Origin of the sequence: Halomonas sp. H2, assembly GCF_050215315.1 — a bacterium.
In the GTDB taxonomy this organism is placed as follows: Bacteria; Pseudomonadota; Gammaproteobacteria; order Pseudomonadales; family Halomonadaceae; genus Vreelandella.
In genome coordinates this window covers 1,042,844-1,066,281 of the sequence record NZ_CP189760.1, presented here as the reverse complement: position 1 = coordinate 1,066,281, position 23,438 = coordinate 1,042,844, and the positions used below count along the sequence as shown (strand labels likewise).

Genomic DNA, 23,438 nt, shown 5'->3' with positions numbered 1-23,438 from the left:
ATCTCCTTAATATCCGTCTAATTCTTAATAATCACTTCACGCCGCCATGGCGTTGTTCAAGTGCTGCGCAATAACGCGCATAAATCGGTTGGTAGGCGGCCACCCGTTCTGGATGGGGGTCGGCCAGCGACTGCGTATCCAGATGGACTAATTTTTCGCACAGCGCTTCCAGGGTGACCCCCTCTGAACGCTGGTCGCACCAGGCCGCCTGTATCGCCGCGCCCAGGGCGGCCGCGTCGGTAATCTCGGGGCAAATCACCTGGGTGTCGATAATATCCGCGACCATCTGCCGCCATACGGGGCTGTTAGCGCCGCCACCGATCAGGCGAATCTGGCTGGCCCCGGCGGTTAAATCACCCAGCAATTCCAGCCCGTAGCGTAGCCCGAAAGTGGCCCCCTCCACCACCGCCCGGCACATATTAGCCTGGGTGGTATTAAGACTGGTCAGACCCAAGAAGTCCGCTGAGGCATCCGGCAGCATAGGCACCCGTTCGCCGTTGAAAAATGGCAGTACGGTAACGCCCTCGGCGCCGATTGGCGCGTTGGCCACTTTCTCGCTAAAGGCCGCCAAGTCCAAACCAAACAGCTCGCGCACCCGAGTTGTGGCGGAAGTGACATTCATGGTGCAAATCAGCGGCAGCCAGCCGCCGGTGCTGGAGCAGAAGTTGGCGACCATGGCGCTATCGCACTCCACGGGGGTCGCTGAGTAGGCGCAAACGGTGCCGGAGGTGCCCAAACTCAGCGTGATCAGCCCTGGGGTAATATTGCCGGTGCCAATAGCGCCGAGCATATTGTCGCCGCCGCCGGAGGAGACAACCACCTGATCAGTCAGCCCCAACTCGCGGGCCACGGCTGAACGCACGATGCCTACTGGCTCATGGGCTTCCAGCACCCGGGGAAGAACCCGAGTGGGGTCTAATTCAGGGGCAATTTCAGCAAATACGTCTAGCTGCCAGCAGCGCTTGCGGGTATCGAAGTAGCCGGTGCCTGAAGCGTCGCCCGCTTCGGTGACGCGTTCACCGGTGAGCCAGAAATTGAGGTAGTCGTGAGGCAGTAGCAGGCTCTCGATACGCTGATAGGCGTCCGGCTGCTGCTCGCGCAGCCAGGCGACTTTGGAGGCGGTATAGCCGGTTTGCAGTACCAGCCCCAGCTTCTCCAGGCAGCCCGCTTCGCCGCCCAAGCGGGCGACTAAAGCGGTGTTATGGGCACTGGTTTCGGTGTCGCACCAAAGCTTGGCAGGGTAGACCGGCACGCCCTCTGCATCGAGAGCCACCATACCGTGCTGCTGGCCGGAAACGCCGATACCCCGCACTTGGCTAGCCGGGACTCCGGCTTTGTCGAGTGCGGCAAAAAACGCCGCTTTCAAGGCCGCCAGCCATTCAGCAGGCGCCTGCTCGCGACGGCCATTCTCGCCTTCATCCAGGTGATGAGCACGGCTTGCTTCCGCAAGAATTTTGCCCTGCTCAACGTCTACCACCACTACCTTGGTACTCTGGGTACCGCAATCTACCCCGATATACATCACAATGTTCCTTTGGACGACGCCAGACCCTCTAGCGTAGCGCGTGCGCCGCGTTCGTGCAGTGAACTTAGAGCAGCTAAATAGGCTTCTACAAAACGAGTGCTGTCGATTAAGTCGCCAAACAGCTCGCGATTTTCGATAAAGGCCGTGGGTCGAGCGCGGTTCTCAGCGGCAATCATCATCAGCGGGGCCTTCAAGCGGTCAACGATGTCAATCGGCTCGCCCTGCTCATCTACCCCTTCAGCATAGCGTGCCCAGCTGGCCACCACAGCGGCGCTGCGCTCTATCTCGCCACCTTGCGCCAACTGCTGCCGAATCACCGGCACTAGCCACTTAGGAATGCGGTCAGAGCTCTCGGCGCAGAGGCGTGCCAAGGTATCTTTGATTTGCGGGTTGGCGAAGCGCTCAATCAGCGTTAAGCGGTAGGTTTCCAAATCAACCCCCGGCACTGGAGCCAAGGTCGGCGTGCCCTCTTCGCGCATATAACCCAGTAAAAAATCAACGAATAGCGGATCTTGGCACACCTCATGGGCATAGCGATAACCGGCCAGATAGCCAAAATAGGTCAACGCCTGGTGGCTGGCGTTGAGCAGACGCAGCTTCATCAGTTCGTAGGGTTCCACATCCTCGACGACTTGGACACCCACTTTATCAAACGCCGGGCGGCCAAGGGGAAAGTGATCCTCCAATACCCACTGGGTGAAGGGCTCACAGACCACCGGCCAGGCATCTTCAACGCCAAAGCGCTGGGTCAGATCATCAATATCCGTGGTCGACGTTACCGGGGTAATACGATCCACCATAGCGTTGGGGAAGGCCACCTCTGCTTCCAGCCAGGCGCCTAGCTCCGCATCCCGCGCCTGGGCATAGGCGCCGAACATGCGTTTGGCCACGTCACCATTACCTTGAATATTATCACAGGACATTACGGTGAACGGTGCGATGCCCCGGGCGCGACGGCGAGCGAGCGCTTCCACCACCAGCCCGAAGCTGGTGGTGGGCTGGGTAGGATTGGCAAGATCGGCGCGCACTTGAGGGTTGTCGAGATCGAATTCACCGTTCACCGGGTGAAAGTTATAGCCACCTTCGGTTACCGTTAGCGACACAATGCGAATCGCCGGATCGGCCATCTGCTCGATCACGGCCTCTGTTTCTTCAGGCGCAAACAGATAATTCAGCATGCTACCGATCACCCTGGGCTCATACTGGCCGTCTGGATGTTTGACCACCAACGTGTAGAGATAGTCCTGCGCTGCCAGTGCCTGCTGCATGCGTTTGTCGCCGGGCATCACGCCCACACCAACAATGCCCCAATCCAGCGCTTCGCCCTGGTTCATCAAGGCATCCAGATACATCGCTTGGTGGGCTCGGTGAAAGCCGCCTACCCCGATATGCACGATGCCGGGGGTGAGCGTTTGGCGGTCATACTGAGGTTTGGCAACATCGTCGGTTAGCTTGCCCAGGTTGTGATTATTAAGACGGGTCATGGGACTCTCCAGCCAAGGCCTTCTTGGCGCGATGGGGTGAATAAAGGCAGGTAACAAGCGGCGCTATCAATGGGCTAACACACAGTACTAGCGCCAGCGCTGGTCAGGCGGTAAACAGCAACTCTTCACTAATTGAGCGTTAAGCATGTCTTTGTGGTGGGTGCGTTCCAGCGCACCGGTGCGATCCTCGCCCATCTCAAGCCAGCGATTGATCAGCCGCTCAACCAGCACGACGTCATCGACGTCTAGAAATAGCGTCCAATCAAACAGCGGGCGCAGTTCGCGCCAGGGGGAACGGTCAAGCAGCAGGTAGTTGCCCTCGACAATGACGATGCGCTGTTCAAGGGTGATCAGTCGTCCACCGGCACGGGCTAGATCCAGTGGGCGGTCAAAAACCGGTACAGCTACCGGATGACCCCCTTGGCGGATGCGTTCGAGGTCACAGCGCAAACCCTCTACATCGAAGGTATGGGGCGCGCCTTTTACCGGCACCTGTTGCTCGCCCAACACAGCGTTATCGAAGTGGTAGCCATCCATGGGCACTAGCCCAGCCTGGCCTGGTAGGTGCTGATTAATGGCATCACAGAGCTGGGCGCTGCGATAGGATTTCCCCGCCCCCGGCGGCCCTGCCAGCGCTACCAGATAGCGTGAGGCGCCTTCGGCGGCGCGAATAATCTGATGGGCTAACGTATCAAGATCAGGGGTCATGGCCATCTCAGCTCATCCAGTTGCCGCCATCCACATTGAGCGTCTGGGCGACCACGTAATCACTGTCTTGGCTGGCCAAAAACACCGCCGCGCCAGTGTGATCTTCCGGCAGGCCCATGCGCCCGAAGGGAACCGCTTCACCTACCAAGCGTTTTTTCTCGCCGAGCGGACGGTTCTCGTAACGGGCAAACATTGCGTCGACTTCTTCCCACATCGGCGTATCCACAACCCCGGGGGCAATGCCGTTAACGTTGATACCGTGTTTGATCAGATCCAGCCCACTGGATTGGGTAAGGCTGATGACAGCCGCTTTGCTGGCGCAGTAAACGCTTACCAGGGCTTCACCACGGCGACCTGCCTGGGAGGCCATATTGATGATTTTGCCACCCTGGCCACGGGCCACCATCGAACGGGCAACCGTCTGCAGGGTAAAAAACATGCCTTTAGTATTGACCGCAAACTGCTTATCGAAGCTCTCCTCTGTGACCTCTAGCACTGGCGCCATATCAAAGATAGCAGCGTTGTTGACCAAAATATCGATACCACTGAAGCGCTCCATGACCGTTTTGACCATGGCGTCAATCGATGTCTGATCGCAGACATTCAGCTCGACCCCCATCACTTTTTCGGCAGGCGCCTGTTGCTGCAGCGTCGCTAAAGCATCATCAATAGCGCCCCGATCGATATCCGCCACAACCACGCTGGCGCCTTCGCTTAAATAACGCTGGGCAATGGCCAGGCCGATGCCCCGCGCGCCACCGGTAATCACCGCGATTTTATTGGTTAGTTTCATCGTCATGCTCTCGTTAAGGCGAACAGCTGGAAGCCTTGGCTTGCCACTCGTCCACCAAGGCTTCCAGGCCGTGCATATGCTCTAAAATACGCCAGGCACCGACTTGAGTAAGGCGCGCCGCTTGATCAACATCCACATGGCTGGCGCCGATAAACCCAATCACGCACATACCTGCAGCACGGGCGGCCGTCACCCCGGCCACGCTATCTTCTACCACTAGACAGTCACGCGGCACTTGGCCTAAATGGGATGCCGCCAATCGGTAGAGTGCGGGGTCGGGCTTGGGATGCGCTACCTGATCAGCGGTAAAAATAGGCACCTCGCCAAACGCATCGGCCAACCCTGTGCTTGCCAGTGATGCCAATACACGACTGCGTCGACTGTTGGAAACCACCGCCTTTTCCAAGGTAATGCCACGAATCGCCTTGTCGGCGCCGTCTATAGCTTTAAGCTCCTGCGCCAAGCGGGCCTCGATAGCCGTATCCACCTGCTCGGTGGCGTCCAATGGCAGCGTGTGGGCGCTTAATGCTTCGAGATGAGCAAGAATAGCCGCCGTGGTCATCCCCAGCGCTTGGCCTAATTCCTGGTCAATATTCAAATCGGGCAGCCAGCGGGAGAGGTACTCCACCAGTGTGCCTTCAGCAAGCGCCTCGCTGTCGACCAGCACGCCATCGCAGTCAAAGATGAGTGTCCTCATGCAGGCTCCTCAGAAGGCGAACCGGGCGCGCGGTTATCGTGTCGGGTTAGCCCTGCCAAGGGGTGCTGTTGCAAGCTGGGCAAGGCCAGGCCGCCAGCGTCAAACAGGTGGGCGCGCTCAGGGGCAAAGCCGAAATGCACCGTATCGTTAACCCGATAGGCCACGTCGCCATCGGCCATAATCGTGATGAGTTCGTCGTCCATCTGGACATAAAGCGAGGTTTGGCCACCTAGCCGCTCCAGCACTTTGATCTCGCCACTCAGGGGCCCCTGCTCTTCGAGCACTAAGTGTTCCGGGCGAACACCCAGCTCAAGGGGGGCGTTGGCCTCCAGGTGCTGACCGTCCACCGGAACGCTGCGTTCACCGCCGCCGGGCATACGAATCCCTACGCCTTCAGGCGAAACGCTGGTCAGCGTTACCGGCAGAAAGTTCATTTTCGGCGAGCCGATAAAACCTGCTACAAAGCGATTGCGCGGATGATGGTAGAGCGCCATGGGCGAGCCCACCTGCTCGACCACACCGTCGTGGAGCACGACGATTTTATCCGCCATGGTCATCGCTTCGATCTGGTCGTGGGTGACGTAGATCATGGTGGCGTCCAGCTCATCATGCAGACGCGCCAGCTCGATGCGCATCTGCACACGTAGCGCGGCATCCAGGTTGGAGAGCGGCTCATCGAACAGGAAGATGCTAGGGTTACGCACAATCGCACGGCCTATCGCCACCCGCTGACGCTGACCGCCGGAGAGCGCTTTGGGCTTGCGGTCTAACAGCGGCTCTAGCTGCAGAATTTTCGCCGCCTCTAACACCTTGGCGCGGCGCTCCTCCTTGGGCACACCCGCCAGGCGCATGCTGAAGCCCATGTTGCCCTCGACCGTCATGTGCGGGTAAAGCGCGTAACTCTGGAACACCATGGCGAGGCCGCGGTCGGCGGGACCGACGTCATTGATGCGCTGGCCGTCGATCAAAATATCGCCATCGGTAGCGCTTTCTAATCCGGCAATCATGCGCATCAGGGTCGATTTACCACAGCCGGAAGGGCCAACGAAAACGACAAATTCGCGGTCGTTCACCTCAAGGTCGATGCCTTTGATCACCTCGGTGTCGCCGAAACGCTTGGTAATATTGTGCAGTTGTAGTGTTGCCATGAGGAAAATCCTTTACTTGACGGCACCAAAGGTCAGGCCACGTACCATTTGTTTTTGGGTCATCCAACCAAGTATCAAAATCGGCGCAATCGCCATGGTGGAAGCAGCGGACAACTTGGCCCAGAACAGCCCCTCTGGGCTCGAGAATGAGGCGATATAGGCGGTTAACGGTGCCGCATTTGAGGTCGTCAGGTTGAGACTCCAGAACGCCTCGTTCCAACTCAAAATGACCGATAGCAGGCCCGTAGAGGCGATGCCCGGCAGCGTAAGTGGCAGCAGCAGAAAGCACACTTCCTGGAGGGTCGAGGCACCGTCCATACGCCCTGCTTCAAGAATGTCTTTGGGCATATCTTTAAAGAAGGTGTAGAGCATCCACACCACAATCGGCAGGTTCATCAGCGTATAGACAATGATCAGTCCAGTGCGTGTATCGAGTAGCCCGGTATCACGGAAAATCAGATAAATCGGCATCAACACCCCTACCGAGGGCAGCATCTTGGTAGAGAGCATCCACAGCAACGTGCCCTTAGTGCGTTTAGTCGGCAAAAAGGCCATGGCGTAGGCTGAAGGAATCGCAATCAGCAGCGCGAAGAACGTTGAGCCAAAGGCCACCGCGACACTGTTGAGCGCAAAGCGCGCATAGCCGGAACGCGCGTGCACTTCCTGGTAGCTCTCTAAGGTGGGCGAAAAAATCAGCGTGGGGTCGGCAATTGCCGCTGTTTCCGTTTTAAAGCCGGTCAAGATCATCCAGAAAATCGGAAAGAAGATCACCAGCGCTACCGACCACCCCAAAAGCGTCAGCAAGATGCGCTTGCTTTGCGCTGAGCGCCATCCTGACACCGAGCGTGGCGCTGCGGTTTTGGAACTTAATGTTGTCATCGAAGTACTCCCAAGACACAAGTGCCGGTCTAATCTTCCAGGTTTTTGGCTACCATTCGAACCAGGAAGATCGCCACAATATTGGCGAGGATGATTGCAATCACCCCACCGGCGGAGGCAGTGCCTACGTCAAAATCCAGTAACGCACGAATGTAAATCAGGTAAGCCAGATTGGTGGTCGCCAAGCCTGGGCCACCGGAGGTGGTGACAAAAATCTCGGCAAAAATGGTCAGCAGGAAGATCATCTCGATCATGATGACCACGCTGATGGCACGCTTTAGATGCGGCAACGTGATAAAGAAGAAAATCGCCACCGGGCCTGCGCCATCCATTCGCGCCGCTTCCACCTGATCTTCATCCAGCGACTGCATAGCGGTGAGCAGAATCAGCAGCGCAAACGGCAGCCACTGCCATGCAACGATGATCACAATCGACGTCAGCGGCAGCGAGGAGAACCAATCGACAGCGGGCAGGCCAATGGATTCAGACAGCCACGCCAGCACCCCGTTAGAGGGATGCATCATCATATTTTTCCACACCAGAGCACTAACGGTGGGCATCACAAAAAATGGCGAGATTGCCAGCACCCGGGCTATCCCGCGGCCCGCAAACTCCTGTTGGAACAGCACCGCCAGCAGGGTGCCGCCCACCACGGTAATCGCCAACACCCAACCTACCAGCAGCAGCGTGTTGCCCATGGCAGCCCAAAGAGCTGGGTCGGTGAGAAGGTACTCGTAGTTTTCCAACCCGGCAAAGCCAGTCATACCGGGCATTAGCAGGTTGTAATACTGAAAGGAGAACCATAGGGTCATACCCAGTGGCACAATCATCCAAAGCAATAGCAACGTTACAGCAGGCGCTTGAAGCGAAAGCGTCCGTAGCCCGCCGACCGTCCGGCCAGAAGCACGTGTTTTATTCATGGAAATACCTGCAGAAACAGTGTGGGGGCAATGCCTGCCTGGCTAGCCAAGGCAGGCACTGCGGGTCACATCAGTCTAGATAACCGGCACGCTGCATGGTGCGTTCGGTGGCACGCTGAGCACTGTCTAGCGCCTGCTCCACCGTGGTGTCACCGGTCAACGCCGCGGCAATGGTTTGGCCAACCTGGGTGCCTATCGACTGAAACTCCGGGATGCCGACGAACTGCACGCCAACATAGGGGTTAGGCTCCAGAGTCGAATCGGTGGGGTCGGCGTCCTGGATAGCTTTTAGCACAAAGTCTGCAAAGGGGGCTGCTTCAGTGTACTGCTCATTGGCGTAGGTCGACTCACGGGTGCCTGGGGGTACGCTGGTCCAGCCTTCGGTTTCCCCGACCAGCTCAATGTACTCTTGTGAGGTGGCCCAGGTAATAAACTCAAGCGCCGCTTCCTGGTTCTCTGAAGAGGCTGGGATAGCTAGCGCCCAGGACCACAACCAGTGTGAGCCTTTGGGTGTTTCTGCCACCGGAGCTGGGGCAAAGCCTAAGCTGTCCGCCACATCGGACTCATTGCCGTCATACAGCTTGCCCGCTGCCGAAGTGGCATCTACCCACATCGCGCAATTACCGCGGGAGAACAGCGCCAGGTTTTCGTTAAAGCCGTTGGAGCTAGCGCCTGGCGGGCCGTAGTCGTTGAGCAGATCGACATAGAACTGGATAGCGTTGACCCAGGCTTCAGAGTTGAGTTCAGGGTTCCACTCTTCGTCAAACCAGCGACCGCCGTAGGTATTCACCAGGGTGGAAACAAAGGCCATGTTTTCGCCCCAACCTGGTTTACCACGCAGGCAGATCCCTGCTACCCCCTCTTCACTGCCGTGCAGCTCGCCCGCCCACTCACGCACCTCTTCCCAAGTGGGCTGCTCGCTCATCTCAATACCCGCTTTCTCAAACAGATCCTGACGGTAGTACATCATCGAGCTTTCGGCATAAAACGGCAGCGCGTGGAGCGTGCCGTCCAAGCTCAAACCATCGCGCACCGAGGCCAGCAGATCGTCTTCGTTATAGTCGTCGGGCAGGTTATCCAGGGGAGACAGCCAGCCGCGCTCTGCCCAGATAGGTACTTCGTAGGTGCCGATGGTCATCACGTCGAACTGGCCACCATCGGTGGCAATATCGGTAGTCATGCGCTGACGTAGCACGTTCTCCTCGAGCACCACCCAGTCCAGGGTGATATCGGGGTGAGCTTCTTCAAAAGCCTCGGTGAGGCTCTGCATTATCACCATGTCGTTGTTATTAACCGTGGCCACGGTAATTTCAGTTTGCGCCTGGGCATGGCCTGACATGGCAATGGCGGCCGCTAGCGTGGAGACGGGCAAGTGACGTGCGAGTCGCATAAAGAACTCCTAGTGGGCTGGTATTGGCATTGTTGTCGCCTTGATCTTATTGATCATCTATCGAACAAATGATCGTACGTAAGCCCAAAAAAAGCAAAGCCGATTAACTTAGACTTTACGCTAACTTATCACCTTTGACGCATGTTGCAGCGCACGCGCTACCACTCCAACCCCTCTCAACTTATAGCGCCTCAACAATCTGCCGTGCGGCTATTTCGTCGGTGACTAACCCTTTCAGCCAACCGCCACGCAGCGCGGCGTGTATCGCCGGGGCTTTTTCGTGCCCTCCCGCAATGGCTACCATATGGTGCTTCCCAAAGCGCTCCAGAGGCAGGCTAGTGACCCGTCGCGTAATTGAGCAGTCGATCACCTCACCGTCGCGGTTAAGCGGCCAGCCAAGCAACTCTCCCACCGCTTTTAGGTTCAGCAATTCATCCAGCTCGCTTTCGCTAATAAAGTGGTCTTGGAACAGCGTGGCCTGGCGGTCAATACGCCCGATGCCGATAAAGGCAGCCTCTGACTCTCTGGCCACATCAGCAATCGCCTTAAACAGGCGTTGCGCTAGCATCGCCTGTTTTTCAGCCAGCGACTCGGCGACTACCGGTGCGGGGAGCAAAAAGCGTTCGCCGCCGGTTTTATCCGCCATCACCATCACCGCGTCATAGCGGTTAGCCGAACCATCACGGGCGACATTACCCACCAGCGACACAAAGCGGTGCTGGGGCCGTTCGACTCGGCTGAGTGCCTCTACCGCGGCCCGCACCGAGCGCCCGGTGCCTAACGAAAGCGTCAATGGCTCGCTGCGCTCGACCAGTTGGGCAACTCGCTCTGCGGCGGCTACGGCTAGGTAAGAGGCGGCGCTGTCAGCGGCGTGATTATCGGCAGGAACCACGTCACAGTAGGCCAAGCCAAAATGATCGCGTAGCGCGCTGCCTAGCGCCATACAGTTCGAAATTGGGTGATCGATATGCACTTTCACTAACCCTTCCTGACGAGCCAGCGCCAATAAACGCTGCACCCCTGGCCGTGAAACACCCAATTGGCTGGCGATCTCATCCTGAGTCATCCCCCCCACGTAGGACATCCAAGCGGCTCTGGCCGCTTGATCCAGCTTTACCTCAAATTTATCCATAGCGTGGCTCACTTGATTCAGGTGTTAACACATCATCATACAAAGCTAAGCCCGCGACCAGAAGTCGTCTATCCGCTAACATGCTCTGAGTAACGAGCTTCACCATGAATTGTTTGCACAGGGGTAGCGCATGTATAAACTGGCTTTTTTTGTTCCCGTCGAGGATGCTGAAAGCGTTAAGCGAGCGGTGTTTGAGGCCGGTGCAGGCCGTATGGGAGAGTATGAAAATGTCTGCTTTCAAACCCCAGGCACAGGGCAGTTCCGCCCGATGGACGGCGCCCACCCGCATATCGGCTCGGTGGGCAGCTTAGCAAAGGTCGGAGAGCTTAAAGTCGAGATGCTATGCGATGAGGCACATATTCACGGCGCTATCGCCGCCTTGAAACTTGCCCACCCCTACGAAGAAGTCGCTTATGATGTATGGCTGCTGGCCGACCTGTAAGCGACCTGTTGTGGCGATATTGATGGCTCAGGCACTGCCAAAGTAGCGCTCGCGGTCTTCAGGGGTAACGACGCTGATATGCAGCGGAAAATCATTATGCAGACGATCAGCATAGAAGTGGCGCAGCGTGCGCTCAATGGTGGTGAAGGCCAGCTCGTCCCAAGGGATTTCGTGCTCTTCAAACAGCGCAACTTCCAGGCTTTCAGGTCCGGCGCTGAAACCACCGACTAGCTCGGCGCGAAAAATCATATACACCTGATTGATATGCGGCAGGTCAATCAGCGTATATAGGTTGGCAAGTTCAACGTCGGCACAGGCCTCTTCGCACGTTTCCCGAGCGGCCGCCTGCTGGGTCGATTCGGCGTTTTCCATATAGCCGGCGGGCAGCGTCCAGTAACCTTTACGCGGGGCAATCGCTCGCTTACAGAGCAACACCTTGCTACCGCTAACGGGTAGCGTACCGGCCACAATACGTGGATTCTGGTAATGAATCGTACCGCAGGCATCACACAGGTAGCGGGGACGATCATCCCCTTCGGGGACTGCAAAACGTACTTTATCACCACACTGGCTGCAAAAGTTCATCGCGTATTCTCAACGGCTGGTGGGTAAAAGGAAACAACGCTTATGGATGCCCCATGTTAGAGAAACTACGTAAACAGCTGCAACAGCTGACGCCTCAACGCTTAGACCATGTGGTGATGCCTGAAGCCGCCGTGCTATTGCCAATTGTCGAGCGTCCAGCGCCGACTTTACTGTTTACCCGTCGCGCCAGCCACTTGAGCACTCATAGCGGCCAGGTCGCGTTTCCCGGCGGTAAGCGCGAGACGTTCGATACCGATTTATACGCCACCGCGCTGCGCGAAGCTGAGGAGGAGATTGCCCTCGACCCACGCTTGGTGCAACCCCTAGGGCAGCTCTCGGATGTTATTTCGCTGCACGGAATTCGCGTTACCCCGTGGGTCGGTATTATTCCGCCTGATCTACCGTTAATTGCCGACCCAGGGGAGCTGGATGCGATTTTTGAAGTCCCGCTGAGCTACTTTCTAGACGATCACCGCACTCACACCGATGTAATTACCGTGGATGGCGTTGCCCACTACGTACCCAGCTACCACGTAGGGGGTCATGTGATCTGGGGGCTCTCAGCGATGATGCTGGTGGAGTTATTGGCCGAAGGCTTTGGTATGCCGATTGATCTCTATCAACGCCCCGTGGGGCCGCTGCACCACTACCCTGAACGCACCAGCCGACTCTCCTGTCATAAAGCGACGACTTCCCGCCCGACACCATCGAGATCCAACTAATGACGCCCAGTGTCGCTACGCCCTCCCCTGCGCTGCACCCCACAACCCAGGTTAGCCTTGTCGATGCACTGGTTGAGCAGGGCTGGTATGTGGGCCACGAGGTAATTGACCTGGGCCTATGCGAGGCGCTGAATAACGAGCTTCTGCATCGGGCGACCTATAGCGGGCTGTATGAAGCGGGGATTGGTCGCGGCCAGCAGCACCTGCTGCGTAAAGATATTCGTGGCGATGCCATTCACTGGCTGGATCGCGAAAGCGCCTCCCAGCGGCGTTACCTCGATGTTATGAGCGAGCTACAGCAAGCGCTCAATCATGCGCTTTTTTTGGGCCTGTTTGAGTACGAAGCGCATTTTGCCCACTACCCGCCGGGGGCGTTTTATCAACGCCACCTGGATAGCTTTCGTGGCCGCGCCAACCGCGTTATCTCAACCGTCGGTTATTTAACCCCGGACTGGCCGAGCGACGGCGGCGGTGAAATGGTGATCTACCACCCGGACGACCTCAACCAGGAAGTCGCCCGCGTAGTACCCGAGGCAGGCACCTTCGCTTGTTTCTTGTCGGAGACTATCCCCCACGAAGTACTACCCACCCGCCGTCCGCGCACCAGCATTGCCGGCTGGTTTCGGCGTAATGCCTCGCTGGGTGGCATGCTTGATCCCGCACGCTAGGGCCGTCAGCCCTTTAAGTTAGGGGGACGATTTGGCCGTTCGCCTGCTCTAGCACTTCACGCACCTGCTCGTAATCGACGCCGGTTGAGTTGTCACCCTCATGCTGCTCAATCAAGCCAACAACGTTTAGCAGCATGTCCATGCCAAATACCTGTTCATCTGTGGCGGTAAAGGCCTGGATATAATTTTCCCCACCTTCATCCCAACCGACTTTGATCGGCGTATCGACAATATTAACTTGGGTACCCACCGGCACGCGCCAGAAAACCGACTCGATATCTTCAGGGTGCATACGAATACAGCCCCGACTGGCGCGCATTCCAATGCCATCTGGCTGGTCGGTGCCATGAATCAGGTAGCCGGGGATATCCAGCAAAATAGCGTATTGGCCCAGCGGATTATCAGCGCCGGGGGGAACTACGGCTGGCGCTGGGTCGCCGCGCTCGGCAGCTTCTTGGCGAATGGATTCGGGCGGATACCAAGCAGGGTTCTCCAGCCGCATAGTGGTTTCAGTAATCCCTAATGGCGTATTGAAGGCATCGCGCCCAATACCGATGGGGTAGGTCTCGACCCGTGGCGTCTCGCCACTTTCTACCTCGGGATAGTAATAAAGGCGCAGCTCCGCCACGTTAATGACAATCCCGGTGCGCGCCTCATCGGGCAGGATAAACTGGCCCGGAATCGTCACCTCGGTTCCTCCACCCGGCACCCAAATGCTGGTATCGGGATTGGCCATACGAATTTCTTCGTAGCCGACGTTATGCGCCCGGGCGATATCCATCAGCGTATCTTGCTCAGTGGCCTTGACGGTATACACCTCACCCACCATATTACCCTCAGCTGGCAGCGGAAAATGGCCTTTGGGCGCCTCACTGCTATCGGCTATCGCACTTGAAACAAATAGCCACGCGCCTAGCGCAATACTGCTAACGCAGAGCTGTTTCATGCGCTGCAAGGGGTGATCGAGGGAAGTCATCGTCAGGGGTTCTCCTTTTATGTCATGCGGCCGCACTGTCATCAAAATAGAGATGAAAAGCGAGCCATTTGGAAACGAATATGACCACTGGGCGATTTTAGGTCAATTCGACAGACTGTCGCACAGCGTAGACGGGGCACATAAATGCTTTGCTGAAACGGTTGTAATTCTGAACATAGCAACTAACCTAATAACTGTCTTAGCGCAGTGACGCGCAAGATAGCGTTAATCACCCGATTGTATTAATGGCGTAATTAACACACTTAGGAATAATAGCATTGACATTGTCATCGCTTACTTATCGCAAGGAGCAAGCAAAATGAAAATAATTAAACCCACCTTTTTAGGTACTCTCATGGTTCCAGCGTTTATGTTTGCCGCTGGCTCAGTAAACGCCGAAGAGAATACCACCACCATGGAAGCTACTTATCTGACTGAAATGCCAGAAAACACTTTCCATGCTGATGCTTTAACCGGCAACAAAGTCAAAAGCAGTGTTGAAGACGACGAAGATATCGGTACTATCACCGATCTCATCATTGATGAAGACGGCCAAATCAACGCCGTTATCGTGGGTGTTGGCGGCTTCCTGGGTATGGGCGAGAAAAACGTCGCCATCAAATGGGATTCGCTTGAACTGACCAAAGACGAAGATAGCGAAGATTACGTCATTAGTGTTAATGCATCAGAAGATGCGCTTAAAGCAGCAGAAAGGTATAGCCGCGACGAAGATAAAGACGAAGAATAAGGCTATCTAGCTTCACAAAAGCCTTGGCATTTTCCAAGGCTTTTTTAATGCGCCAAATATAGTAAAACCCATCAATCACATAATGTTTTAAATAAAGAATGCCGCCTCCAAGCTAATGGGGCGGCATCATAACTTATGCTATTAAAAACGTGAATTATTAACAACGTAAGCTATTAATAACGTATAGTTAGCCTTTCAATTTAGCGGTCATGCTAATGTCCGCTTTAAGCACTTTTGAAACAGGGCAGTTTGCTTTCGCTGTTTCGGCCGCTTCCTGGAAAGCTGCATCGTCGGCACCACTAATTTCAGCAACGACGTCCAGATGAATTTTCGAGATATCAAACCCTGCATCACTCTGAGAAAGTGTCACCTTAGCGCTGGTTTCAATCGAATCAGCGGTATAGCCTTTCTCGCCCAGAATCATTGAGAGTGCCATTGAGAAACAGCTGGCGTGTGCCGCACCAATCAGCTCTTCCGGGTTGGTGCCTTTTTCGTCCTCAAAACGCTTGCTAAAGGAGTACTTGGCATCTAAAACGCCACTTTCGGTTGAAACGGTGCCTTTACCATCCTTGAGACCACCTTCCCAACGTGCGCTAGCTTTACGATCCATGAACAACTCCTTGTGTGTAGTCAATATACATAGACATGTCTTCAAACCTAGCCTAACGGCGGTTGCCGCGTCGACCACTTAACCAGCGTAGCTGATTTTTACCACTCTGCCGAGCCCGCTCTCTATATAGCTTCCATCGTTTTCAGTTCAGCCGTAAGCTAGTTAGCTATCTAATCGAATAGCCTTCGAAAATTAAGGACCCGCCATGTCATCGGCTGATGCGCTGCGCTTGATACTGCTCTCTTCACTGTGGGGCCTTTCGTTTATTTTTATGCGTGTAGCCGCCCCTGAGTTTAGCGCGGTGCCATTAGTACTGGTGCGGATGGGCATTGGCGCGCTGCTTCTGATGCCGCTGCTGATCAGCCTGCACTACCTTCGGCTTATCTGGCAGCATAAAGGATCCCTGCTCTTTTTGGGCGTAGTGAATCATGTGCTGCCTTTTTCGCTACTGGCACTCGCCACCACACGGCTTGAGGCGGGCTTTACCTCACTGATTAACGCCACCACGCCGATTTTCACCGCGCTGATTGGGGCACTGTTTTTTGCTACGGCCATACAGCGTCAACAGTATTTAGGGCTCGCCCTGGCTCTACTGGGGGTTTATGTACTTTCAGCCGATCGGCTCGATTTTGCCCTTGGCGGCGACGGCTGGTTTATTCTGGCCGTTCTGGGCGCGACGTTTTGCTACGGGATTGCGGGCAACTACTCCAAAACGCGCCTGGGTCATTTGCCAACGCGAGTACTGGCGGCGGGCAGTAGCGCGATGTCGGCGCTGGTGCTTCTCATCCCTGGCATTCTGCTATGGCCAAGCGCCCCCATCAGCCCACTGGCGTGGGGGAACGCTCTGGCGCTCGCAGCGCTAAGCACTACGCTGGCGTTCCTACTCTACTTTGGCTTACTGGCCAGTGCGGGCGCCACGGCGACCTCAACGGTGACTTTTTTAGTCCCGGTGAGCGCGCTGATATGGGGCTACTTGCTGCTCAATGAAACGCTGAACCTACAGATCATCGCCGGCATGGTGATTACCCTGATCGGCACGGCCATTGCAACCAAACTATTGCGTATTAGGCGTCGTGGGGTGTTGCCGCCAGTTTATCCCCCACACGAATGACGCCACCATCGCCCGTGATGAGCGTGGCATTTTGACCAAAGTGCGCGCCTTTCAAGTTGGGCTGGGTATTGAGTTCAATCAAGGTTTTCAGCGGTTCAGCGGGCGCTGGAACCGCCGCTGTGTGCTGATCGATGGTGGTGATTTTGCAGCGTTTACAGGGTTTACGCAGCGCGAGCTGAAAAGCCCCGCCTTGCTCGGTGAGTGCTGCCCAATGGTCTTCTGCCCACGCCTTATCGCTTGCTACCACAATATTGGGGCGAAAGCGGTTCATCGGCACCGGCGACTGGCCGCCCGCTACTAGCGCTTGGTTTAAAGCGTCTAACGAGCCCGTGGTGGTAATCAAAAACGGGTAGCCATCGGCAAAATAGGTATGCGCCGCCCCGCCATCCAGGAAATCCGCTTCAACCGCACGGGTAAATTCAGTCGCAAAACGCACTAAGCTCAGCCCTTTTGCCTGCTCGCCTAGCGCAGCCTCAAGCCAGCGCGAAACGTCTGCACTTTCGGGCAGCGCTTTACAGTGGTCGTCCCATACGCTGACCAGGCGTAGATTCCCCTCCGGCTCGGCCAGCGATATGCTCAGCGGCTCAACGTTCGGGTGGGCAAGCACTAAGTGTTGGTCGGTCAGCGTGACTTCAATGGTCGCGAGCGCCGGCAGTTGGCGCTGCGTCACAAAGCGCTGATGAGCGTCAACTAACATCCAGCGGCGATCCCAGGCTAACCCATGCGCCTGCAGTACGCTCTGGTCGACGCTGATGCCCTTCAGCGATTTAACGGGGTAGATATTGAGTTGGGTGATCTGCACGGCGGCCTCGCGACAAATGTAAAATGCTACTTTAGCGACTCCCCCCATTCGCTGCTACTCGAAAACGCGCTGCTTTTCTCAAATGGCTGGATTAGAGTGTCATGCCGATTTCAATACGATAGCCCAAATCAATCACTTTCTGGGTCAGTGCCTCTCCGCGAATCCGTGCCAACAATGCCGCCGCTGCCGCTTCGCCGATGGCCTGACGCGGGGTGACCACGCTGGCAAGTCGTGGCGTCATAACGTGCCCTACATCGTGACCATGGAAGCCAGCCAAGGCCATCCGCCCAGGTACATCAATCCCCCGCCGCTGGCACTCAAAATAGGCGCCTACCGCAACGTCATCGTTGGTGCAGAACAGGCCATCCGCCGCGGGATAATCGACGACTATCTGTTGCAGCAGTGCCGCCCCCACGCTGTAAGAGGAGCGCTGAGTGCTTTGTAAGGTGACGGGCGTTAACCCATGCTCCTCCATGGCACGGCGGTAGCCCTGCTCACGCTGTCGGGTGCGCTCATCCAAGCGCACCGCCAGATAAATCACCTGACGTCGACCACGACGAATCATCTCACTCACCATGTCATACGCCGCTTGAACGTTATCGTAGCCCACTACCTGCTGCAGCGGAGGGCGGTGGGTGTCCATGATTTCAACAATTGGGATACCAGCGGTTTCCAGCATGCGCAGGCTGCGCGGGGTATGGTCACGGTCAGACAGAATCACTCCATCGACGTTATAGGAGAGCAAGGATGCCAGGCTGCGCTCCTCAAGCTCAGGGCTATAGCCATAGTGGGAAAGCATCAGGTGGTAGCCCGCCGGTTCCGTCAGCGTTTCGATACCGAGGATGACATCGGCGAATACTTGGTTGGTGAGCGACGGCACCAGTACCCCTATGGAGTGGCTGGTCGCTCTGGAGAGCAAATCCGGTGCGCGATTGGGAATATAACCAACCTGTTCGGCAATCGAGAAGATACGTGCGCGCAGACCTTCCGAAACCGTTTCGGGATCTCGTAGGCAGCGGCTTACCGTCATTTTGGTAGCCCCTACATGGTCGGCAATATCTTGTAGGGTGGGGCGTTTTTTCTTCAAAAAATATCACTGCCTATTACAACGAAAAAAGCGTTGAGGCCTACCCTAACCAATGGAAGCCCTCAACGCCTTGCCCTTTTAGTTTAGCAAATGGCACGGTTACCGCAGTGTGGCAGCAAATTGATTAACGATTTCCTTCGGCGATAGGATAATTGAGGCGTTAAAAGCCTCTTCTTCACCAGGCGGCTCCAGGTCGGCCAATTGGCTGGCCAACATGGAATCGCCTTTAAAGAAGTGGCCTGCGCGGGTTTCCAGGCGTTGCTGCAACAGCGCTTGACTGCCCTCTAAATAGAGAATCTGCAGCGCCCGGTCGCCTTGACGAAGCCGATCACGGTAGCATTTTTTAAGCCCCGAACAGGCAATCACCAGCGACTCATCGCGGCTCTGATACTGGGCAAATAACGCCGACAAGGTATCCAGCCACTCGCGTCGGTCATCGTCGTTAAGCGGCGTGCCGCTGGCCATTTTAGCCACATTGGCAGGCGAGTGATGATCGTCGCCATCGATAAACTTCGCGCCGACCTTAACGGCCAACTGTTGGCCAATATGCGACTTCCCTGAGCCAGACACGCCCATCACCAAAATACGCTGCGAGAGGTTCTTCACAGAGGCTCTCCTATTACTTAGTTGCCGCGCACGGCGGTGAGATCAGGCAGCCAAGTAACGACGCCAGGGAAGGCAATCAGGATGACCAGCACCACCAAAAGTGCCGCGTAGTAAGGCAACATGGCTTTTACCAACGACTCCATAGAAACCTTACCTACGCCGCAACCGACGTAAAGACAGGTGCCCACTGGTGGGGTTAATAACCCAATACCCAACACAAACGCCATTAATACGCCGAAGTAGGCGGCATCAACGCCCACCGACGTCACTATAGGTGCCAGCATCGGCGCCATGATGACCATCGCGGGGGTTAAATCCATCACAAAACCTACCAAAAGCAGCAAGAAGGCCACAATCAACAGCAGCATGAATGGGTCTTGGGTAATCGCCTGCACTTGGCTAACCAAGGTTTGCGGCACCATGTTAATAGTTAAAAACCAGGCAATCACAGTGGCAAATGCCAGCAGCATCATGACCATACCGGTCAAGCGTGCAGTACGAATCAGCATGCCAACAAGCTCTTTGAGCTTAAACTCACGGTAGACCACTAGCGAAATAGCCAGCGAGTAGAGCAGCGCCGCTACGGCTGCTTCGGTAGCAGTAAACACGCCGCCAATAATACCGCCAATCACAATCACCGGTAGCACCAGCGCAAGCCAGGCATCTTTAAAGGCTTTCCAAAGACGCTCCAAGTTGAACTTACGCACGCCGCCACCATTCTTTTTGGCAAGAATATAGGTGGTCACCATCAGCGCAAAGCCAATCAATAGTCCTGGAATAATACCGGCGATAAACAGGCGGCTAATTGAGGTTTCCGTGACGATGCCGTACAGAATCAGCGGAATCGACGGCGGAATAATAATCCCGATCACCGATGACACGGTATTAATCGCCGTCGCATTAGCCGCGGTATAGCCCTGCTCTTTCATCGAAGGAATCATCATCGCGCCGGTAGCGGCCGTATCGGCCACGGCTGATCCACTGATACCGCCAAAGAACATCGAGCCGGTGATGGCCACTTGCCCTAAACCGCCGCGCATAAAGCCTACTAGCGCACCCGCTAGCTCCATCAAGCGGCGCGCGATGCCGCCATTACTCATCACCTCACCGACTAAAATAAAGAACGGGATAGCCAGCAGCGGAAAGCTATTCACCCCGCGAATCGACTGCTCGATCATGATTGATAGCGGTATATCAGAGAGTACCGCCATCACCAACGCCGCCACGCCTAAACCAAACGCAATGGGCAGCCCAATAACAATGGAGACCATTAAAATTGCCAGAAAAATCCATAGCATGATCAGTGCTCCCGCTCAGGTTGGCGAATAACGCTAAGGCTGACCCACATCCGCCAAATCGATACCGCTGCAATAAAAGTAACGCACAGCACCAGCGAGAGGCTCAACACGCTTAACGGCACTCCCATAATCGCTGAACGCCCGCTAGACCGAGTTAGTACTTGATAGCCGCCCCACATCATGACCACCATCAGGCCGGTAATAATCAGGTGCTGGAGTAAATAAAGCATATGCGCTAAGCGCAGCGGCAGGCGTCGCACCAGGGCATCAACAGCAATGTGTTCGTAGCGTGAAAACGCTGCGGCAGCACCGATAAACACCAGCCAAATAAACAGCATGCGCGCCAGCTCATCGGCCCACGGCAGCGAGTTATTAAACAGTGCGCGCCCCACCACGTTGCAGGAAACGGACACAATCAACGCCACTAAAATAGCGCCAATCAGATACTCCATACCCAGGGTAAGCCAACGGAATAGCGCCGGGCCTTGGCGGGTATTGGTATCGATTTCCAGCTGCTTGCGGTTAGGGTCATCCAGGTACACCGATGGATCTTCAAGCGGTGTCGATGCAGTTGGGGGTGTAGAGGAGAGAGGCATGTGAACTCCTGGGCACTGACACGTCGGGCAGGCCACACTGGCCTGCCCGACGATAGTGCGCTAAACGTGAGGTTTAGTTGCTGCTGTCTTCAACAATTTGCTGAATGTCGGCGATCAGATCTTCACCAATGCGCGGCGCCCACTCTTTATAAACCGGCTGAACGGCGTCTTGGAAAGCGGCTAACTGCTCATCGTTAAGACGCGTAATTTCCATTCCGCGCTCGGCTAACTGGTCGCGCGACCAGTCATCGTATTCAGCGGAGAGCTGGATTTCGTACTCGGCAGACTGGCGCGCGGCTTCAAGCACTAACTCTTGATACTCGGGCGCCATCCGGTCCCAGGTACGCTCGGAAAGCATCATGATAAACGGCGTGTAGACGTGGCGCGTTTCGGTGCCGTAATCCTGCACTTCGTTGAAGTTAGATGTCAGAATGGTGCTCCAGGGGTTTTCCTGACCATCTACAACACCCTGCTCCATAGCAGAGAATAGCTCACCAAACGCCATCGGTGTTGGGTTGGCGCCTAGTGCTTCCCAAATGGCTAAGTGAACGGGGTTTTCCATGGTGCGAACGCTGAGGCCGCGCACGTCCAGGCCCGCAACATCATCAGGACTAGCCACCGGGCGGGCGCTGTTAGAGAGCTGTCGGTAGCCATTTTCAGAGAAAGCGAGTGCTTTCAGACCAGTGCCTTCAAAGGCGTCCAGCATGCCCTGAGCCACATCACTCTGCATCACAGCGACGGCGGCTTCACGGCTGGGCAGCAGGAACGGCAGGTCGAACGCCGCCAGTTCTTCTACGTAGCCGGTCGTCGCGGAGCTAGACGGATAAGTCATATCCAGCGTGCCGGTTTGCAGCATTTCCAGCATCTGCACATCGTCGCCTAACTGGCTGTTAGGAAAAACATTAACGCTAATGCGGCCGTCGGTGCGCTGCTCCAAAATCTCACCAAAGTATTTACTGGAGAGAAACTGAGGCGAGCTTTCCGCAAGGCCGATGCCCATACGTAACGTATGCGAACCGTGATCGCCCACAACCTCACCTTCAATCTCAGGCGGATCAGACAATTCAGGACTCTGTGCGTGAGCCATGCCCAACGTCAACGTGGTAGCACCCACCAAGGTCAGCGTGTTGCGCCAAATAGCAGTCATAGCGTTATCTCCAAATACTCGTTGTTGTTTATAGCGGACTTAAAGGCCGGCAAATTGTTACCGGTAACATTGAATAAGCGAAGGCTATCGACCTGCCATGTGCGTGTCAAAGCAAAACTGCCAACTTACGACCAACGTCTAGATCTAGTCACTGGTGCGGCATCACGCTACATTAACGTAAATACTAATCTTAACGACTAATCTTAAAGACCACGGCTCGGAGCACCCCTACCTCTGCAACCATCTTGCAGCTAATTATAACTTGATCACCAGCTTTGCTTTGCGCTCTATTCAACCTCCTTGATGATGACCGGTGCATGCGAGCGAGCAGTCAGTCGAGGCACTGACTATATTGAAAGAAGATCTGGTGCGGCTGCGCGATAGCTTACAAAAAAGCCAGTAGCCCTTCGCTTTTCGGCGAAGGGAGCAATATTTATCGGCTATGCATATTGCGCACAAAATAAAGCTGCGCCAATTTAAAGCAGCAGGTTAAAATTAATAACGCAGACAGGAGATTTAAAATGACCACGACCACTATCGAAAAAGTAGTTTATCGTGCTCACGCCACCGCCACCCGTGGCAATATCAACGTCACTCTGACGCTGGTATAAATCACTTAGCTAAAGACCACGCCACCGCCTTCTGCGCATGCAGCGCGGTGGTGTCATATAGCGGCACCGCGGTATCACGTTGACTCACCAGCATGGCAATTTCGGTACAGCCTAGAATCACCGCCTGAGCACCTTGCACATAGAGTGAATCAATGATTTCAAGATAGCGCTGGCGCGATGCCTCTTCGACCCGGCCCTGGCAAAGCTCGTCGAAAATCACCCGGTGAATGGCCTCGCGTTCAACTTGCTCTGGCACCACGACGTCAATGCCGAACTGCGTTTCTAACCGGCCAGAATAAAAGTCCTGCTCCATAGTAAAGCGAGTACCTAATAAGCCGACACGCGTAATGCCATCTAACGTAAGCTGCTCAGCCGTAGCATCGGCAATATGCAGTAGCGGAATAGTAATGGCTTGCTCAATAGCAGGCGCCACTTTGTGCATGGTATTAGTGGCAATCAGCAAACACTCAGCGCCCGCGCGCTCTACATTTTGGGCGGCACTGGCCAACAGATCACCGGCTGTCTGCCAATCCCCCTGCTGCTGTAGCGCTTCTATGTCTGCAAAATCGACGCTGATCATAACGATTTTGGCCGAATGAAAGCCGCCTAGCGCCACTTTAACGCCTTCGTTTAAAGCCCGGTAGTAGCCTTGGGTAGATTCCCAGCTCATACCGCCTAGTAGTCCGATAACATGCATCCGCCACATCCTTTGAAAATAGATTATTTATTAACAGGCTAATTACTAACCGACCC

General features: G+C 55.6%; 25 protein-coding genes. 5 read left to right on the top strand and 20 right to left on the bottom strand.

Annotated features, from left to right (window positions below; translation table 11 throughout):
• Positions 1 to 31: 31 nt before the first annotated feature.
• The 10 genes from xylB to ACQE2I_RS04785 all read right to left on the bottom strand — a co-directional run bounded on the left by xylB (position 32) and on the right by ACQE2I_RS04785 (position 10,676).
• Positions 32 to 1,522 carry a xylulokinase gene (gene xylB, locus ACQE2I_RS04830; protein ID WP_427030337.1) on the bottom strand — a complete coding sequence of 497 codons (1,491 nt, stop codon included), beginning with the start codon at positions 1,520 to 1,522 and terminating at the stop codon, positions 32 to 34.
• Positions 1,522 to 3,009 (bottom strand): mannitol dehydrogenase family protein, encoded by a 1,488-nt coding sequence (locus ACQE2I_RS04825; RefSeq protein ID WP_427030336.1) that lies wholly within the window; start codon positions 3,007 to 3,009, stop codon positions 1,522 to 1,524. The genes xylB and ACQE2I_RS04825 overlap by 1 nt, the downstream gene beginning before the upstream one ends.
• An 87-nt stretch (positions 3,010 to 3,096) precedes the next feature.
• Positions 3,097 to 3,717, bottom strand: a complete 621-nt coding sequence (locus ACQE2I_RS04820) for a nucleoside/nucleotide kinase family protein (RefSeq protein ID WP_427031383.1) — start codon at positions 3,715 to 3,717, stop codon at positions 3,097 to 3,099.
• A gap of 7 nt (positions 3,718 to 3,724) precedes the next feature.
• The gene (locus tag ACQE2I_RS04815) at positions 3,725 to 4,510 is read right to left on the bottom strand and encodes an L-iditol 2-dehydrogenase (protein WP_427030335.1); all 786 of its coding nucleotides are present in this window, start codon (positions 4,508 to 4,510) and stop codon (positions 3,725 to 3,727) included.
• Positions 4,511 to 4,523: 13 nt separating this feature from the next.
• A complete protein-coding gene (locus ACQE2I_RS04810) occupies positions 4,524 to 5,207 on the bottom strand; it encodes an HAD family hydrolase (protein ID WP_427030334.1) in 684 nt (227 codons plus the stop codon).
• Positions 5,204 to 6,355 carry an ABC transporter ATP-binding protein gene (locus ACQE2I_RS04805; protein ID WP_138799958.1) on the bottom strand — a complete coding sequence of 384 codons (1,152 nt, stop codon included), beginning with the start codon at positions 6,353 to 6,355 and terminating at the stop codon, positions 5,204 to 5,206. The genes ACQE2I_RS04810 and ACQE2I_RS04805 overlap by 4 nt, the downstream gene beginning before the upstream one ends.
• 12 nt (positions 6,356 to 6,367) lie before the next feature.
• Positions 6,368 to 7,234, bottom strand: coding sequence for a carbohydrate ABC transporter permease (locus ACQE2I_RS04800; protein ID WP_427030332.1), 867 nt, complete (start codon positions 7,232 to 7,234; stop codon positions 6,368 to 6,370).
• Positions 7,235 to 7,263: 29 nt separating this feature from the next.
• Positions 7,264 to 8,154, bottom strand: a complete 891-nt coding sequence (locus ACQE2I_RS04795; protein WP_071695689.1) for a carbohydrate ABC transporter permease — start codon at positions 8,152 to 8,154, stop codon at positions 7,264 to 7,266.
• 70 nt (positions 8,155 to 8,224) lie between these two features.
• A complete protein-coding gene (locus tag ACQE2I_RS04790; protein ID WP_427030331.1) occupies positions 8,225 to 9,544 on the bottom strand; it encodes an ABC transporter substrate-binding protein in 1,320 nt (439 codons plus the stop codon).
• A gap of 181 nt (positions 9,545 to 9,725) precedes the next feature.
• Positions 9,726 to 10,676, bottom strand: coding sequence for a sugar-binding transcriptional regulator (locus ACQE2I_RS04785; RefSeq protein ID WP_427030330.1), 951 nt, complete (start codon positions 10,674 to 10,676; stop codon positions 9,726 to 9,728).
• A gap of 130 nt (positions 10,677 to 10,806) precedes the next feature.
• Between ACQE2I_RS04785 and ACQE2I_RS04780 the strand changes: the two genes are divergently transcribed.
• Entirely contained in the window at positions 10,807 to 11,118 is a 312-nt protein-coding gene (locus tag ACQE2I_RS04780; protein WP_427030329.1) for an NGG1p interacting factor NIF3, read from the top strand.
• A gap of 27 nt (positions 11,119 to 11,145) precedes the next feature.
• Here ACQE2I_RS04780 and ACQE2I_RS04775 read toward each other — a convergent pair whose 3' ends face one another.
• Positions 11,146 to 11,703 carry an NUDIX hydrolase gene (locus tag ACQE2I_RS04775; RefSeq protein ID WP_427030328.1) on the bottom strand — a complete coding sequence of 186 codons (558 nt, stop codon included), beginning with the start codon at positions 11,701 to 11,703 and terminating at the stop codon, positions 11,146 to 11,148.
• A gap of 53 nt (positions 11,704 to 11,756) precedes the next feature.
• Here ACQE2I_RS04775 and ACQE2I_RS04770 point away from each other — a divergent pair, with 53 nt between their 5' ends.
• Positions 11,757 to 12,425, top strand: coding sequence for a CoA pyrophosphatase (locus ACQE2I_RS04770; protein WP_427030327.1), 669 nt, complete (start codon positions 11,757 to 11,759; stop codon positions 12,423 to 12,425).
• Positions 12,425 to 13,093 (top strand): 2OG-Fe(II) oxygenase, encoded by a 669-nt coding sequence (locus ACQE2I_RS04765; protein WP_427030326.1) that lies wholly within the window; start codon positions 12,425 to 12,427, stop codon positions 13,091 to 13,093. Before ACQE2I_RS04770 ends, ACQE2I_RS04765 begins: the two co-directional genes overlap by 1 nt.
• A 13-nt stretch (positions 13,094 to 13,106) precedes the next feature.
• On the opposite strand, the gene ACQE2I_RS04760 is transcribed toward ACQE2I_RS04765, so the two are convergent.
• On the bottom strand, positions 13,107 to 14,069 hold the full coding sequence (locus ACQE2I_RS04760) for a L,D-transpeptidase family protein (RefSeq protein WP_427030324.1): 963 nt from the start codon (positions 14,067 to 14,069) through the stop codon (positions 13,107 to 13,109).
• Positions 14,070 to 14,388: 319 nt separating this feature from the next.
• Here ACQE2I_RS04760 and ACQE2I_RS04755 point away from each other — a divergent pair, with 319 nt between their 5' ends.
• On the top strand, positions 14,389 to 14,817 hold the full coding sequence (locus ACQE2I_RS04755; protein WP_427030323.1) for a PRC-barrel domain-containing protein: 429 nt from the start codon (positions 14,389 to 14,391) through the stop codon (positions 14,815 to 14,817).
• Between the two features lie 187 nt (positions 14,818 to 15,004).
• Here the strand turns inward: ACQE2I_RS04755 and ACQE2I_RS04750 are convergent, their stop codons facing one another.
• The gene (locus ACQE2I_RS04750; RefSeq protein ID WP_427030322.1) at positions 15,005 to 15,427 is read right to left on the bottom strand and encodes an OsmC family protein; all 423 of its coding nucleotides are present in this window, start codon (positions 15,425 to 15,427) and stop codon (positions 15,005 to 15,007) included.
• A gap of 205 nt (positions 15,428 to 15,632) precedes the next feature.
• On the opposite strand from ACQE2I_RS04750, the gene ACQE2I_RS04745 reads away from it, so the two are divergent.
• The gene (locus ACQE2I_RS04745; RefSeq protein ID WP_427030321.1) at positions 15,633 to 16,538 is read left to right on the top strand and encodes a DMT family transporter; all 906 of its coding nucleotides are present in this window, start codon (positions 15,633 to 15,635) and stop codon (positions 16,536 to 16,538) included.
• Here ACQE2I_RS04745 and ACQE2I_RS04740 read toward each other — a convergent pair.
• From ACQE2I_RS04740 to ACQE2I_RS04710, 7 genes are all read right to left on the bottom strand, one after another.
• On the bottom strand, positions 16,492 to 17,340 hold the full coding sequence (locus ACQE2I_RS04740) for an MOSC domain-containing protein (protein ID WP_427030320.1): 849 nt from the start codon (positions 17,338 to 17,340) through the stop codon (positions 16,492 to 16,494). The genes ACQE2I_RS04745 and ACQE2I_RS04740 overlap by 47 nt on opposite strands.
• A gap of 91 nt (positions 17,341 to 17,431) precedes the next feature.
• Positions 17,432 to 18,427 (bottom strand): gluconate operon transcriptional repressor GntR, encoded by a 996-nt coding sequence (gntR, locus tag ACQE2I_RS04735; RefSeq protein ID WP_427030319.1) that lies wholly within the window; start codon positions 18,425 to 18,427, stop codon positions 17,432 to 17,434.
• Positions 18,428 to 18,526: 99 nt separating this feature from the next.
• On the bottom strand, positions 18,527 to 19,033 hold the full coding sequence (locus tag ACQE2I_RS04730; protein WP_427030318.1) for a gluconokinase: 507 nt from the start codon (positions 19,031 to 19,033) through the stop codon (positions 18,527 to 18,529).
• Between the two features lie 17 nt (positions 19,034 to 19,050).
• A complete protein-coding gene (locus ACQE2I_RS04725; protein WP_427030317.1) occupies positions 19,051 to 20,331 on the bottom strand; it encodes a TRAP transporter large permease in 1,281 nt (426 codons plus the stop codon).
• A 2-nt stretch (positions 20,332 to 20,333) separates the two neighbouring features.
• Entirely contained in the window at positions 20,334 to 20,927 is a 594-nt protein-coding gene (locus tag ACQE2I_RS04720) for a TRAP transporter small permease (RefSeq protein ID WP_427030316.1), read from the bottom strand.
• A gap of 73 nt (positions 20,928 to 21,000) precedes the next feature.
• Positions 21,001 to 22,074, bottom strand: a complete 1,074-nt coding sequence (locus tag ACQE2I_RS04715; protein ID WP_427030315.1) for a TRAP transporter substrate-binding protein — start codon at positions 22,072 to 22,074, stop codon at positions 21,001 to 21,003.
• Positions 22,075 to 22,686: 612 nt separating this feature from the next.
• Positions 22,687 to 23,382: an aspartate/glutamate racemase family protein gene (locus ACQE2I_RS04710; protein WP_427030314.1), complete on the bottom strand. Its 696-nt coding sequence runs from the start codon at positions 23,380 to 23,382 to the stop codon at positions 22,687 to 22,689.
• Positions 23,383 to 23,438: the final 56 nt, after the last annotated feature.

What these genes read in the sequence shown, in the direction of transcription:
- xylB (WP_427030337.1), bottom strand. Translation starts at nt 1,522, where the DNA reads ATGTATATCGGGGTAGATTGCGGTACCCAGAGTACCAAGGTAGTGGTG.
- ACQE2I_RS04825 (WP_427030336.1), bottom strand. Translation starts at nt 3,009, where the DNA reads ATGACCCGTCTTAATAATCACAACCTGGGCAAGCTAACCGACGATGTT.
- ACQE2I_RS04820 (WP_427031383.1), bottom strand. Translation starts at nt 3,717, where the DNA reads ATGACCCCTGATCTTGATACGTTAGCCCATCAGATTATTCGCGCCGCC.
- ACQE2I_RS04815 (WP_427030335.1), bottom strand. Translation starts at nt 4,510, where the DNA reads ATGAAACTAACCAATAAAATCGCGGTGATTACCGGTGGCGCGCGGGGC.
- ACQE2I_RS04810 (WP_427030334.1), bottom strand. Translation starts at nt 5,207, where the DNA reads ATGAGGACACTCATCTTTGACTGCGATGGCGTGCTGGTCGACAGCGAG.
- ACQE2I_RS04805 (WP_138799958.1), bottom strand. Translation starts at nt 6,355, where the DNA reads ATGGCAACACTACAACTGCACAATATTACCAAGCGTTTCGGCGACACC.
- ACQE2I_RS04800 (WP_427030332.1), bottom strand. Translation starts at nt 7,234, where the DNA reads ATGACAACATTAAGTTCCAAAACCGCAGCGCCACGCTCGGTGTCAGGA.
- ACQE2I_RS04795 (WP_071695689.1), bottom strand. Translation starts at nt 8,154, where the DNA reads ATGAATAAAACACGTGCTTCTGGCCGGACGGTCGGCGGGCTACGGACG.
- ACQE2I_RS04790 (WP_427030331.1), bottom strand. Translation starts at nt 9,544, where the DNA reads ATGCGACTCGCACGTCACTTGCCCGTCTCCACGCTAGCGGCCGCCATT.
- ACQE2I_RS04785 (WP_427030330.1), bottom strand. Translation starts at nt 10,676, where the DNA reads ATGGATAAATTTGAGGTAAAGCTGGATCAAGCGGCCAGAGCCGCTTGG.
- ACQE2I_RS04780 (WP_427030329.1), top strand. Translation starts at nt 10,807, where the DNA reads ATGTATAAACTGGCTTTTTTTGTTCCCGTCGAGGATGCTGAAAGCGTT.
- ACQE2I_RS04775 (WP_427030328.1), bottom strand. Translation starts at nt 11,703, where the DNA reads ATGAACTTTTGCAGCCAGTGTGGTGATAAAGTACGTTTTGCAGTCCCC.
- ACQE2I_RS04770 (WP_427030327.1), top strand. Translation starts at nt 11,757, where the DNA reads ATGTTAGAGAAACTACGTAAACAGCTGCAACAGCTGACGCCTCAACGC.
- ACQE2I_RS04765 (WP_427030326.1), top strand. Translation starts at nt 12,425, where the DNA reads ATGACGCCCAGTGTCGCTACGCCCTCCCCTGCGCTGCACCCCACAACC.
- ACQE2I_RS04760 (WP_427030324.1), bottom strand. Translation starts at nt 14,069, where the DNA reads ATGACTTCCCTCGATCACCCCTTGCAGCGCATGAAACAGCTCTGCGTT.
- ACQE2I_RS04755 (WP_427030323.1), top strand. Translation starts at nt 14,389, where the DNA reads ATGAAAATAATTAAACCCACCTTTTTAGGTACTCTCATGGTTCCAGCG.
- ACQE2I_RS04750 (WP_427030322.1), bottom strand. Translation starts at nt 15,427, where the DNA reads ATGGATCGTAAAGCTAGCGCACGTTGGGAAGGTGGTCTCAAGGATGGT.
- ACQE2I_RS04745 (WP_427030321.1), top strand. Translation starts at nt 15,633, where the DNA reads ATGTCATCGGCTGATGCGCTGCGCTTGATACTGCTCTCTTCACTGTGG.
- ACQE2I_RS04725 (WP_427030317.1), bottom strand. Translation starts at nt 20,331, where the DNA reads ATGCTATGGATTTTTCTGGCAATTTTAATGGTCTCCATTGTTATTGGG.
- ACQE2I_RS04720 (WP_427030316.1), bottom strand. Translation starts at nt 20,927, where the DNA reads ATGCCTCTCTCCTCTACACCCCCAACTGCATCGACACCGCTTGAAGAT.
- ACQE2I_RS04715 (WP_427030315.1), bottom strand. Translation starts at nt 22,074, where the DNA reads ATGACTGCTATTTGGCGCAACACGCTGACCTTGGTGGGTGCTACCACG.
- ACQE2I_RS04710 (WP_427030314.1), bottom strand. Translation starts at nt 23,382, where the DNA reads ATGCATGTTATCGGACTACTAGGCGGTATGAGCTGGGAATCTACCCAA.